Origin of the sequence: Algoriphagus sp. TR-M9 (assembly GCF_027594545.1) — a bacterium.
GTDB lineage: Bacteria > Bacteroidota > Bacteroidia > Cytophagales > Cyclobacteriaceae > Algoriphagus > Algoriphagus halophytocola.
The window spans coordinates 4,528,978-4,541,706 of sequence record NZ_CP115160.1 but is presented as its reverse complement, the minus strand read 5'-3'; the positions used below and the strand labels follow the sequence as shown (position 1 = coordinate 4,541,706).

At 44.4% G+C, this 12,729-nt stretch carries 15 protein-coding genes; 3 read left to right on the top strand and 12 right to left on the bottom strand.

Annotated features, from left to right (window positions below; all coding sequences use genetic code 11):
- Positions 1 to 52 precede the first annotated feature (52 nt).
- A complete protein-coding gene (locus PBT90_RS19455) occupies positions 53 to 427 on the top strand; it encodes a UDP-glucuronosyltransferase (protein ID WP_264808165.1) in 375 nt (124 codons plus the stop codon).
- Here PBT90_RS19455 and PBT90_RS19450 read toward each other — a convergent pair.
- A complete protein-coding gene (locus PBT90_RS19450; RefSeq protein WP_264808164.1) occupies positions 424 to 651 on the bottom strand; it encodes a hypothetical protein in 228 nt (75 codons plus the stop codon). The genes PBT90_RS19455 and PBT90_RS19450 overlap by 4 nt on opposite strands.
- Positions 652 to 754: 103 nt before the next feature.
- Here PBT90_RS19450 and PBT90_RS19445 point away from each other — a divergent pair, with 103 nt between their 5' ends.
- A complete protein-coding gene (locus PBT90_RS19445) occupies positions 755 to 1,663 on the top strand; it encodes an AEC family transporter (protein WP_264808163.1) in 909 nt (302 codons plus the stop codon).
- A 24-nt stretch (positions 1,664 to 1,687) separates the two neighbouring features.
- Here the strand turns inward: PBT90_RS19445 and PBT90_RS19440 are convergent, their stop codons facing one another.
- The 11 genes from PBT90_RS19440 to PBT90_RS19390 all read right to left on the bottom strand — a co-directional run bounded on the left by PBT90_RS19440 (position 1,688) and on the right by PBT90_RS19390 (position 11,527).
- On the bottom strand, positions 1,688 to 2,488 hold the full coding sequence (locus PBT90_RS19440) for an inositol monophosphatase family protein (protein ID WP_264808162.1): 801 nt from the start codon (positions 2,486 to 2,488) through the stop codon (positions 1,688 to 1,690).
- Positions 2,489 to 2,506: 18 nt separating this feature from the next.
- Positions 2,507 to 3,199 (bottom strand): 16S rRNA (cytidine(1402)-2'-O)-methyltransferase, encoded by a 693-nt coding sequence (rsmI, locus tag PBT90_RS19435; RefSeq protein ID WP_264808161.1) that lies wholly within the window; start codon positions 3,197 to 3,199, stop codon positions 2,507 to 2,509.
- Positions 3,196 to 3,429, bottom strand: a complete 234-nt coding sequence (locus tag PBT90_RS19430) for a 4a-hydroxytetrahydrobiopterin dehydratase (protein WP_264808160.1) — start codon at positions 3,427 to 3,429, stop codon at positions 3,196 to 3,198. The genes rsmI and PBT90_RS19430 overlap by 4 nt, the downstream gene beginning before the upstream one ends.
- Positions 3,430 to 3,441: 12 nt before the next feature.
- Positions 3,442 to 3,711: a DUF493 domain-containing protein gene (locus PBT90_RS19425; RefSeq protein WP_264808159.1), complete on the bottom strand. Its 270-nt coding sequence runs from the start codon at positions 3,709 to 3,711 to the stop codon at positions 3,442 to 3,444.
- A gap of 81 nt (positions 3,712 to 3,792) precedes the next feature.
- The gene (locus tag PBT90_RS19420) at positions 3,793 to 5,901 is read right to left on the bottom strand and encodes a peptidylprolyl isomerase (protein WP_270130738.1); all 2,109 of its coding nucleotides are present in this window, start codon (positions 5,899 to 5,901) and stop codon (positions 3,793 to 3,795) included.
- 84 nt (positions 5,902 to 5,985) lie between these two features.
- Positions 5,986 to 7,266, bottom strand: coding sequence for a hemolysin family protein (locus PBT90_RS19415; RefSeq protein ID WP_264808157.1), 1,281 nt, complete (start codon positions 7,264 to 7,266; stop codon positions 5,986 to 5,988).
- Between the two features lie 2 nt (positions 7,267 to 7,268).
- Complete coding sequence (locus tag PBT90_RS19410; protein ID WP_264808156.1) at positions 7,269 to 7,478, bottom strand: hypothetical protein; 210 nt, start codon at positions 7,476 to 7,478, stop codon at positions 7,269 to 7,271.
- A gap of 25 nt (positions 7,479 to 7,503) precedes the next feature.
- Positions 7,504 to 8,049, bottom strand: coding sequence for an LPS export ABC transporter periplasmic protein LptC (gene lptC / locus PBT90_RS19405; RefSeq protein ID WP_264808155.1), 546 nt, complete (start codon positions 8,047 to 8,049; stop codon positions 7,504 to 7,506).
- Between the two features lie 86 nt (positions 8,050 to 8,135).
- Complete coding sequence (locus PBT90_RS19400) at positions 8,136 to 9,437, bottom strand: tetratricopeptide repeat protein (RefSeq protein WP_264808154.1); 1,302 nt, start codon at positions 9,435 to 9,437, stop codon at positions 8,136 to 8,138.
- A 100-nt stretch (positions 9,438 to 9,537) separates the two neighbouring features.
- Positions 9,538 to 10,821, bottom strand: a complete 1,284-nt coding sequence (locus PBT90_RS19395; RefSeq protein ID WP_264808153.1) for a hypothetical protein — start codon at positions 10,819 to 10,821, stop codon at positions 9,538 to 9,540.
- Positions 10,811 to 11,527 carry a type III pantothenate kinase gene (locus tag PBT90_RS19390; protein ID WP_264808152.1) on the bottom strand — a complete coding sequence of 239 codons (717 nt, stop codon included), beginning with the start codon at positions 11,525 to 11,527 and terminating at the stop codon, positions 10,811 to 10,813. Before PBT90_RS19390 ends, PBT90_RS19395 begins: the two co-directional genes overlap by 11 nt.
- 103 nt (positions 11,528 to 11,630) lie before the next feature.
- Between PBT90_RS19390 and PBT90_RS19385 the strand changes: the two genes are divergently transcribed.
- A complete protein-coding gene (locus PBT90_RS19385; RefSeq protein WP_264808151.1) occupies positions 11,631 to 12,704 on the top strand; it encodes an anhydro-N-acetylmuramic acid kinase in 1,074 nt (357 codons plus the stop codon).
- The last annotated feature ends 25 nt before the right edge of the window (positions 12,705 to 12,729 follow it).

The window sequence follows — 12,729 nt, the reverse complement described above, 5'->3', positions numbered from 1 at the left end:
CCAAATGAAGGAATGAAAAAGGTCAATCGTAAGTATTTGCTATTTTTGGGGAATGATCAATTTTAAATTCCGGCCTGAGGACTATTTCGACGGAGAAATTACCACCATACGCCTGGTGAAGCTTCATTACCCTGAAAGTCAATGGGGTGAGCAAATCAGCATTTTTGCACATTGGATAGATCGTAAAATCCAATTTGAAGCTGTGGATTTTTATGGCAATGAATATTTACTTTACCCTTCTTCCGCAGAAGAACCACTGATGCTGGAGGATTTGATTTATCTCTTGGAAAGCATGCAGATCAATAAAGACAATATGGAGGGAAATATGGAACTCAGCCTGTCCGGCATCCCTGAAGCTGAAAGTGATCTATATCCGGACTTGGAAAAATACTTTGACGAAAAAAGGAAAAGTTTCGGACTAGATTAAAAATCCAAAAAAGCATGACGCTGCTCCTTTACCTGGTATGTCCTAAACCAATATTCATAGGTGGCAAAGTCAACACAATCTGTAAATTCGCTCCCTTGAAACATAATTTTCTTCAGAGAACCCACAGGAAGAAAGGATTTAAGCTTGGTGGCATGATCTCTGGAAAGCTGAGAAAGCTGAATCCACTTACCGCCATCGATAAAAATAGGTATAAGTTTCGTCATAGACCTGATGTTAATTTTCTAAAAGTATACTGATTATCAAGACGCTACAATTATACAAAATTATTTTTATGTTAATAAATATAAGGATTTATAAAAAGCCCCTATGACTGCTGCATTGATTGCATTTTTGTGCCTTTTATTGGGACTTTTCCTTCAAAAAAGACCGGGTTTTCCACTAGAAAAAGTGACCCAATGGGTAAATGCCTACTTACTGAATATAGTACTACCAGCCTTAGCGCTGCTTTACATCCCCCAGATTGCCCCGAGTTGGGATTTGCTGCTACCCATATCTGCAGCATGGTTTACCTTTTTACTGTCATGGTTGATCTTTGGAAGCCTGGGGAAAATCCTGAACTGGGACAATCAAACCACCGGGTGTTTAGTGATCGTGGCTGGATTGGCCAATACTTCATTTATGGGGTTCCCTGTAATCGAAGGGCTGTATGGCAGAGCTGGCCTTCCCATAGCCCTTCTGATCGATCAGGGAGGTTCTTTTCTCTTGGTTTCTTCTTTGGCGATTATAGTGGGATCTATTTATTCGCATGAGGAGGGGAACCTGGCACAAATCCCCCTGAAAATCCTGACCTTCCCGCCTTTCGCTTTTCTACTGCTAACCGTGCTGATGAGTCTGATGCAATGGGAAACTCCGCAATTCCTCATGCCCATAGTAGCCGCAATAGGTAAAACTATGGCTCCCGTGGCCATTTTTGCCATAGGCCTGAAGTTTTCGCTGGATTTTGATTCCTTGGGTTCCAGGTTCTATTGGATGGGCATGGGATATCGATTGGTTTTTGCTCCTTTCGCCGTATACCTGCTTTATGCCAATTTTCTGTCTACAGAAAGCCTGGAGTTCAAGGTCACGGTATTGGAAAGCGGAATGGCGCCCATGATTACCGGTTCCATAGTAGCCATCAAATATGGATTGAAACCAAAACTGGCCACACTTTTGGCTGGCTTGGGAATCCCGATCTCTATCCTATCAGTGATGGTATGGTACTACCTGATAAGCTAAACAACCGGTTGATTTTCAGTGTTTTCAACCCCAAACCTCCTGAAGTTTGGATAGCACTGGTTCGTGAATTTTTGCATTGCTTGCCAAAATCTGCCTTCCGAAAACGAAATTTCTCCCCCCTGAAAAGTCTGTAACTTTCCCTCCTGCTTCCTCTACGATCAAGGTACCGGCAGCTACGTCATAAGAGTTTAAATTGTACTCAAAAAAGCCCTCAGCTCTTCCACTGGCTACATAGCACAAATCTACCGCGGCACTACCAAACCTTCTGGCTCCATGGGTATGCTGCATCATGTATTTCAAAACCTCCAGATACTTATCCACTTGGTCGAAATTGGCATACGGGAAACCGGTCACCATCAGGGATTCAGAAAGGTTCTTGGCAGGACTTACACTGATTCTGGTATCATTGCAGAAAGCCCCTCCACCTTTTTTAGCATAAAAACACTCATGTAGATTGATTTCATAAACCACCCCCAAAATCACTTCTTCCTTTTCCATAAGGGCTATACTTACCGAAAACACAGGAATGCCATGAATAAAATTAGTGGTACCATCTAGTGGATCAATCACCCAGTTGTACTGCTCAGCCTGAGTGGTACTCGTACCTTCCTCCGTGATAAAGCCAGCCTCCGGCAAAATTTTCGAAAGGCGGTCAACTATCATTTTTTCGGCTTCTTTGTCCACATAGGACACCAAATCGTTGAATCCTTTATGCTCGATCTTGTTGGGATCAAAGTGCTGTCTTTCTTTACGGATAAATGCACCCGCAGATTTGGCCACATCCTGCGTTTGCTCTAGCAGAAGGTTTAATTTTTCAGAGGTCATGGGATTAATAGGTTTTGGTTAAGCTTTGGGGTTTTTGCCTGCTACCACCAGGGCAATTTCCCCTTTGAGGGTATGGGTCTCGTAATATTCAATCAACTCCTCCAGACTGCCCCTTACATTCTCCTCATGGAGTTTTGTCAGCTCTCTGGACACCGATGCCTGACGCTCCCCTCCAAAGGCTTCAGCAAGCTGTCTGAGCGTTTTCAACAGGCGGTGCGGAGATTCATAAAAAATCATGGTCCTAACTTCGTCCACTAAGCCGTCGATTCTGGTTTTCCTACCTTTCTTATGAGGTAAGAAACCTTCGAATACAAATCTATCATTCGGCAGGCCGCTATTTACCAATGCAGGCACAAAAGCCGTGGCACCTGGCAGGCACTGTACGTCTAGACCTGCTGCCAAAACTTCTCTGACTAGGAGAAAACCCGGGTCTGAGATAGCCGGGGTTCCTGCGTCACTGATCAGCGCAAAGACTTCCCCCTGCTGCATGCGGTCAACCAGCTTTTCTACGGTCTTGTGTTCATTGAAAATATGATAACTCTGCAGTGGCCTGGAGATCTCAAGATGCTTGAGTAACTGCCCGCTCGTGCGTGTATCCTCTGCCAGAATCATGTCGGCATGCTTCAGTACCTCTATAGCCCGTAACGTAATGTCCTGCAGATTACCGATGGGAGTCGGCACTAAAAATAAATTTGGACTTTGCTCACTCATGCATTCAGCTCATCTATGGCTTCGGCCAACTTTCGGTCCTTTTCTGTCACAGTATTGCCCTGGTCATGGGTGGTCAGCTCTATTTCCACGGTATTATAGACATTAGACCAATTGGGGTGATGCTGATGCGCCTCGGCCAAAAAGGCCACTCGGGTCATAAAGGCAAAAGCCTCCTGAAAGTCGCCGAATTTGAAAGTTTTCGATAGTTTATTGTCTTTTTCAGTCCACATGATGTTTTTGATTTAAAGTGCAATTAACCCTTCTATTTCTGCTGCCTGCTCGTAAATACTGATAATATCGTCCGGATTGTCCATCATGGCTTGGATGGTGGAGCTTACATACTTACCCGTGGAGCTGGCTTTTGTCTTCACTTCGTTTCGGGGAAAAAGGGAAGCAACTTCCGATTCCTTCCCTTTTGGGACTATAAATTTAAACATATACAGCATGGGAAACTCCCCGCTGTTCTCCAGTTTTTCCCTGAAACTAGCTTTGTCAAATTGCTTCTTTTCCATTTTTTGAAATACTCGACTTTTACTGCCTAATTATAAACAAAGAACCCATGCTTTGCGGCATGGGTTCAAAATTTATTTTTCTTAGAAGAATTTATATCGGTAATCCTTGACCCCTGCGAGGTCTTGGAGGGCCATCATGACCGAATAGGCTGTCCGTTGGGAAGCATTTTGGGTCAACTGACCTTGGTACGCAGTGTAGTCACCTATCTCTGCAGCCGGCGTCAGGGCATTCAATTTACCTACTATGACTCCTACATCTTCACGAACCGGCTCAGAGATCTCTCCCTGCTCCAGCCCAAAGATCGCTCCTATGGCCTTTGGTGCGAAACCTACCCCTGCGATCACATTGGCACTTAACTTCAAGTCCGGTACTTCATTGATGGAAGCTTCGTCTGGATAAACTGCTTTCATATCTTCCAAGGAGGATTTGCCAGCTAGCTTAGACTTGATCAATTCAGCTTTCTTCTCATTTTTCACCTGGGCTTCTACCTGCTCTCTCACGTCCGCAAGAGTTACATCTCCTTCTTCACGCTTGCTCACCAGGCTAGCCACTACATAGGCGTTGTCCAGCTCGAACACCGGAGAAACTTCTCCTTCAGAAGCATCTGTAAATGCCCATCTGATCACCTCTCTAGCATTCTGAAGATTATTGATATTTCTGGCTGAAGCATCTATGTTAGTTGCCTGTAGCACTCGGTAATTAGAAGCCTCGGCATTTTCAGTGAATTCATTTCTGTTTCCAGCCTCTGCAGCAAATGAATCTGCATTTCTGAAGGCTTCATTTCTAGTGGCATCAGAAGCCACCAACTCAAGCTCTACAATGGCTACTTTGGTATAAGTGCTCTTAGGCATCTCCGTAACCTTGATGATATGGTATCCATATTCGGTTTCAACCAAGTTTGGAAGTAGGCCAGTAGCTCTTGCTCCATACGCTGCATTTGCAAATTCCTCTACAAAGTCCTCCTTAGCAAACCATCCCAGGTCACCGCCTGTCTGAGCTGTACCATCCTGACCGTATTGTCTGGCAGCCATTTCAAAGTTTGCATCACCTTTCAGGTCGGCCAGTACCGTTTCGGCCTGTGCTTTTACAGCTTCCTTGGCCGCATCATCCATTCCTTCTGTGCTGAACAAGATATGAGAAGCTCTCAATCTTGGAGTGCCTTCATACTGGTCAGAGATTTTGTAAGAAACATAAGTAGAGTTAGCCGTGACAAAAGGACCATAAGTCTGCCCTGCTTCCACATCAGAAACATTGCTGGTCAGGTTGGCAGGAAGAGCATCACCCGGTCTTACGGTTAAGAAAGGTGTAGGGCTTTCTGAGTTTCTCAACGCAAAAACAGAATCTGAATCTGAAGTGCTCAGTTCATTGGTCAGTTCTTTGATCTGCGCGATCACTTCAGCTGAATCTGCACCGCTCGGCTGTATGATGAAACTTACATAATCAAAGCTAGCTGAATTTCCGGATTTGAACTTGTCCTTGTTATTGGACAAATAAGCACTCAAATCACTTTCGCTGAATTCAACCTCATCATCGCTTACTGCATAAAATGGGATGAACAAAACCGATGCATCTGCGATGGTATTGGCAGCCACATAAGCCTCTTTAGCTTCAGCTTCAGTAGCAAATTCTGAAGTAGCTAGCAGGTTATCGTATTTGACACGAAGTCTGGAATCTGCGAAAAGCTGCTCCTGCTGTGCCCAATAAGCCTGCTGAGCGGGATCTGCTGTTTCCAGAGATTGTAGGAAAGTCACTAACTGATTCTTATCAAACTGTCCAGTCTGTGGATTGACTAGCTGCTGACGCAGCTCAGGTACGATATTTTTCCCCTGCACCATGTCCACCAGTTCCGCATCCGAAATCGTCAGACCAAGCTTCTCATACTCATCTTTGAATACGCGCTCTACAATCATGGACTGCCAGGCTTGCTCACGGATGGAGTACATTTCTACTTCTGAAGGCACTCTTCCGGTACGCTGCTGATTGGCAAGTTTGAATTCTTCCACACGGGCCACATACTCCTCATAGGTGACATCTTCACCGGCTATTTCACCAACGATGTTCTGATTGGAGCTGAGTAGAGTGGAATTTGGACTTAATAAATCACCTCCTAGGAGGAATAAAATCAATCCGCCGGCAATTACGCCGATCAATAGACCTGTCCGTTGTCTAATTTGTTTAATTAACGCCATTATTGTTACTACGCTTTTTTAGAGAGTCGCAAAATAATAGCATTACTAACGAAATTCAAAATATATTCTGAATCAAACGCTTAACTAGAAAATGCCCGAGGTGTTGATTTTTAGGCGTACGGTTTCGATTCGGTGCTCTTGTTTGGTCACCACAGTGAAGGTATAGGACTCAAAAGTCACAGATTCTCCCTTCTTCGGAAGGTTCTCAGTAAGAGACAATATCAGCCCGGATAGGGTCTCAAACTCTCCTATGGGCAATTCCCATCCATATTTGTCATTTAGATAATCGATCTCGTGGCGGGCGCTTAGCAAATATTCCTGCTCAGAAATTTTCTGCTCAATCAAATCATCCGAGTCATATTCATCCTCAATTTCCCCAAAAATCTCCTCAATAATATCTTCCATAGATACGATGCCACTGGTCCCTCCAAACTCATCTACGACCAAAGCAAGACTTTTTCGCTCTTGGATAAACTGAATGAGCAGCTCATTGGCCAGGGCAGATTCCGGTGCGATTATAATAGGCGTAAGGATTTCCTCTATGCTTTTGGGCTTTTTGAACAGCTCCAATTGATGACAATAACCGATCACATCATCTATGGATTCCCGGTACACGATCACCTTGGAATGACCGCTTTCCTTAAACACTTCCTTTAATTCCTCTATGCTGTCCTCTACTTCCACAGACACAATATCCGTTCTGGGCACCATGCATTCCCGCACTCGGACGGTTTTGAATTCCACGGCATTGTCAAAAATCTTGGTATCGATCTCTACCTGCCCTTCTTCTGCACCTTTATGAATATGGTTTTGGATAAAACTATTCAAATCCGTCACGGTGAAAACAGGCCTGTCTTCGCTGTATTCCAGTCTTAGGATTTTGGTGATGAAGAAGCGGGAAAGTCCTACTACTGCCCAAACCACCGGATAAATCAACACATAAATGACCCAAAACGGCAAAGCAAAGAAATTCAACATGCTATTGGGGTTCAGCATAAAGAGGCTTTTGGGCAAAAACTCTGCGGTCACCAATACAATGATGGTGGATATCAAGGTTTGGAACACCAGAATAACGACTTCATTATTCAGGGTAGGAGGAAGGATTTCCCGCAAAGGATCCTCCATCAGGTAGGCCATAAAAATCCCGTATAGCACCATGGAAATGGTATTTCCCATCAGAGTAGTGCCGATGAACTGACCAGGACGCTGCACGAATACACTCAAAATTCTTCCCGTCAAATCCCCCTGTTTATTCTGGAGTTCTATTTGAAGCTTATTGGATGAGACGTAGGCGATCTCCATACCGGAAAAAAATGCCGAAAAAACCAATGTGACGATCACATAAATCAGGTAACTCACTTCCATGCTTAGCGTTTTTTGCCGGGTTTTGATTTTTTCTTAGGAGCTGGCGGCTCCTCATCTCTCTGAATCCTGCGATATTGAAACCAAAATAGCAAGGCTACTGCAAACATAAAAATAGTATAAGAAGCCTGAACTCCCACCGTTAGGGATTGATGGATTCCTATGATGACCAAGGCAAGTGCGAGTGATAAGATTAAGGCGTCTGCAAGTTTCATTGTATTCTTCCTAATTGTATATTCCTTAATTACCTTCTCCAGGCATTAATACTCGACTATCTCTCGGGTTTTTGATTTCATAATTTGTGAACGTATCGTCGGCTTCTAGGCCTGTTCCATTGAAGAGGGTCTGTCCATCCTGTACAGTTACAAACTTCTCCGTGTAGATTCTCTTCTTGTTTTGCTCCCAAAAAAGCTCCTCTGACTGTAACTTTTGATCTTTGATCAAATTATTGACCCGCACGTTGCCTTCTCCCTTGTAGGTGTTTTCCTGTTTCAAAAAATATCCTCTATCTGCTTCCAGTGTAGTACCCAGCGTTCCGTCCTTTTCAAAAAACTTGATTTCTATTCCTTCAGGAAACTCAATATTCCCATTGGCAAATTCCAGTTGCTTAGCAGCTCGAATCTCGGACCGGACTATTGCAGAGTCACTTTGGATCAGATGGATATTCTCAGCAGAATTCATGGGACCATCATACACTTGCAATGCGGAAGCATCCACGTCTTCCCGGCAGGAACTGATCAAAACGGATAAAGCAAACCATACAAACAGCAATCTGAAATACTTCATGGGGCAAAGATACTTTAAAAATGTCTTACGGCTATAAATGAAAAAAGGCAGTCCGAAAACTGCCTTTTTCATAATATTTAAGAGAATTAATCTCTGGTAGCCAATGTCACGGTCTCTCCGATCCAGCAGCCGGTGTTGACTGTCTCTCCTACTTGCTTACCTTCAGTAAACAATTCTTCTTTAGATGGGAATCTAGATCTAGCCTGAGCCATACCTGCAGAATCTCCTGCTCTTTGATAAGCATTGTAAGCTGCGATATAGATGGAGTAATCTTTAACTCGGCTAGTACCGCCTTTACATTCATTGAATGAATTCATGTACATGCCAGCAATCATAGAATATACATCTGCCGTTCTCTCAGAATCCAGATTAGCAGCTTCTTTTGCTTCAGCTCTCGCCGAAGACTTTTTGCCCTGCTTCGCATAGATCGTCGCTAGCTCCATGTGACCTTCAGCCTTCTGGGCATCATTTTCTGCCAGTGTCAAGGCCTGCTTCCACATTTCTTCTGCTTCAGCCAGCTTGTCATCCTGCACATATCTCATAGCGATGACCTGAGAGGTGGAGTAAGAAGGCTCTTTGGCATGCTTGATCTCCAGTGCCTGAAGGAAAGCATTTGAACTGTAACATTTGTACTGTACCGAATACTGGAAGATCTGATCGGCAAGAGCTTCATTGGTAGGATCTGCTGCCAATTTTGGTCCTAATGTGTTTTCAATAAAATCACAATCGATCAATTCCATAGCCACTAGCAACTGCTCAAGGGTACTTTTCTGACTAGAGACATCCGTACCTCCAGCAGCTTCTTCATCCAGCATTGCATTGATTTTGTCATGAATGGCAAGGATTTCTTCAGCAGTATAGGCTTGATTGTAAGCATAATTTCGGTAAACCAGATCAAAGTATGCCGCAGTCAATTGGTAGTTGATTGTACCGTTCAGTTCCAATGCCTTTTCAAAATCAGCGATTGGCTCAGCTACTTTATCTTTGTCTCCTTTATAATATTGATAGCCGTAGTAAGCCTTGTTTTCAATCCACTTTGGTTCATTGTTATAGAGTTCACCACGCTTTTCGTACAAAGTGATCACAGAATCCTGATAGACTCTTTTCTGTGTTTCATCGGCTGTAGCGTCAGCCGCACCATCGTAGACCTTCACTCCATTGATATAAATAGACTCATTCAGCTCTGGCACATTCACGAGCAACCAGTTCAATGGTTTGGTGGCTTCGACGAATTGCTCAGACTTCATGTAGTCTGTATAAGCGGCGTTAAACTCTCTGGCTTTTGCTTCTTCAGCAGCGTCGGAGGGCCAGTTCCATCCGTCTTGAGCTTGAGCCATTCCGGCGATCAGCAGGGCTCCTAGCCCAAGAAGTGTAGATTTGATTTTCATTTTCATAAATGGTTTAATTCGGCACAATTTAATCTTCATGTCTAAATTCAAGCCCGGGGACTAGTATTTAACCATTTTGATCATATAGTTTGTTTAAGCTTTATTCAAATACTCTTTTGTAGAACCAGCTATTGTCATTCAGTGAGAAACCTAGGGTGAAGTTCACATAATTCTCACGGATCAGTCCGTTTTCTGTAGTTCCTCTCTGCCCAAATTTCATCGCAAAATTCACTTGGGACATCTGATTCACAAAAACTGAAGTACCAAAGTTAATGCCAATATCATTAATATTTGTGGCATTGAGGTAGTACGGAGTCTGCTGAAATTCCAGTCCAAAGCGGTAAGTAGAACGCTTCAAGGGATTATCGATTGCCGTATAATCTGGCACAAATTGCATCCCTAGCCCCACCTTGATTGCTTCCTTCAGCTGAAGGGGATCATCGTTCAGATTACGGAACTGTTTGAAGTCCTGATACTGTGCTTCCAGCCCTATAGCTAATTTGTTCGTTTTTTCAAAAGTGACCCCAAATCCGTAGCGATCGGGGATAAAGATACTTCCGGGCTCATTGTTGGCAATAAGATCACCGTCGGAATCCGGGTCGCTAGCTTGGCCAAATGCTGCGAGCTTGGCAAAAGCTTTTCCACCAACATTGCCTAAACGCTGATAAATGGCACCAAAATGTAAATTGCTTTTTTCACTTACAGGAAAATAGTAGTGCGCGCCCAATTTTAAGCCCACATCACTCACTGTTAATCTTTCATAATATTCCGTGGTGGTGCCTACCTGATTGGCGGCGGAGTCAAAAAGTGCAAGTTGGTCGGTGCGGATCGTAGAGCCAAAGAGGTATGACCCGGTCAATCCCAAACTCAGCCGGTCTCCGATCAAAAAGCCTAAACTCCCATAAGCTTCTGAAATCCCTCCGTCTCCTACGATGGAATTGATCGCAGTAATATCAGTATTGCTCACCTCACTGCTGATCAAAAGGTTATAGTTTACACTAGTGATCTGATTGAGTCCCAAGCCGCCTGTTACCTTTCCGGCCTTGAGTGGCAGAGACATGGCAAGGTAAGAAAGCCCGCCTCCATCTACATCGGAGGTTTGATTTCCGTTATTGGCATCGATTTTTTTATAATTCAGAGCTGCCTGAAAATTAAAAATGGTATTACGCGTAGAAAGCGCCGGATTGACCACATTGGCATTCCAGCCGGTACCAAAACTGATACCAAGCCCTCCCATGCCTTGATTTTGGGTGAGACCAGAATAATTAAACTCACCGATCCCTAGCGCACTATAGGTAGAGGCACTGGACTGTGCCTGAGCTTCTGAAAATAAGAAAAGGGTGCTTAGGACACCCAGCAAATGCAATTTGATTTTACTCAACATTGTGGTTTAGAATAGCATTCAATCCATGAAGGACTAAATTTGGGACTACAAATATGTGGTCTTTTGCCAATGAATCAAAAGATTGGGCATCTCCGCCACAAACAAAGACCTGGATTTTTGGATATTTTTTGCGATAAGCTTCGATTTGGCCGAGTATTTCAAATTCCACTCCACGCCAAATCCCGATTTGCATGCAGGTGATCGTATTGTCTCCAATCAGCTCATTGCTTTTGGAACTCAACGCCACTAATGGCAATCGCGCTGTCAAGGTATGCATAGCCTGAGCACGCATGCTCACTCCCGGGCTGATAGCACCTCCACGATAGACATTTTCCTCATCGACAAGATCAAAAGTAATACAACTTCCCAGGTCCACCGCCAAAACGGGCCCTTTACTTTCGAAGGACCATCCTCCTATAGCCGCTGCGATCCGATCTAGCCCCAGTGTGGCCGGAGATCCATAACCATTTTGAATGGGAAGCTTGGTCTGCTGGCTGAGAAACTGAAACTTAAAGGGTAATACCTCACTGAGGTAATCCTCATTCCAGCGCACCGAACTGATCAGGCAGTGGGAAAAGTACACTGACTTCCAATAGGATACCGCCTGATCAAGCTGCTCAAAGGAGCGCTCATCCAGCAGCTTTTCCTGGTCAAACCGGGCTGATTTTATCCGGGTATTGCCTATGTCAATGATTAGATTTGTCACACATTTTAATTATTATCCTGCAAATTAGCCATTAATAAAACCGGGACATTTTATCCATGTTAATTTATCTTTGGCGATTAAGTCACTTAACAAACTTTAACCCATGAGCCCTAAGACTTATAACCTAATCGGACTGATGTCCGGCACATCCGGAGATGGACTGGATTTGGCCTATTGTAGCTTTCAGCTCCAGGATCAATGGACATTTGAGATCATGGATGCGAGTACCATTCCATTTCCAGAAAAGCTAGGCTCGAAACTCATGGGTTCGCATCGCTTAAGTGCTCTGGACCTGGCATTGCTCGATGTGGAGTTTGGCCAGTGGATGGGAGAGCAAGTTAAGGCCTACTGCGCAGCTAATAATGCTCATCCTTTGGCCGTTTGCTCACATGGACACACGGTTTTCCATCAGCCAAAGCAAGGGCTAAGCCTTCAGATCGGAAATGGATTTGCCATGCATCAGCGCTCTGGACAGCGGGTGATCAATGATTTCAGGATGCTCGATGTGCAACTCGGAGGCCAGGGGGCTCCACTGGTTCCCATCGGCGATCGCTTACTTTTTCCGAAGATGGATTTTTGCATTAACCTGGGTGGAATCGCAAATATCAGTATGGAGCAGCAAGGGAAAAGAATTGCATTTGACACCTGTCCTTTTAATCTTTTGCTCAATGCCCAAGCCCAAAAGCTAGGAGCCGCATACGATGCAAATGGAGCCTGGGCCAAAGAAGGAACAGTCAGCGACACTTTGCTCGCTCAACTGAATGCCCTTGATTATTACCAAACGCAGTCTGTAAAATCCCTGGGTAGAGAAAATCTAGAGCGGGACTTTGAGCCCTTAATTGGGAATTCTGGCCTTTCAGAAAAAGATATATTGAGCACTTTGGTAGAGCATTATGCCATTCAGATCTCCAAAACCATCCAACATTACCAGCCATCCGAAAAGCCGAGCGTACTCATCACAGGTGGTGGAGCTTACAATTCATATTTTATAGAAAGGCTGGATGCCCAGCTTCAGGGCAAGTGGACGCAGGACCAGGCCAATTCCCAACTGATAGAATTCAAGGAAGCGCTGGTATTCGGGTTTTTGGGACTGCTGAAACTGAGGGGAGAAGACAATTGCTTGGCCTCCGTCACCGGTGCCAAAAGTGATTCCTGCGGTGGGGTCATTTATGGCTAACCGCCCATCAGACTTCAGCTAGCAA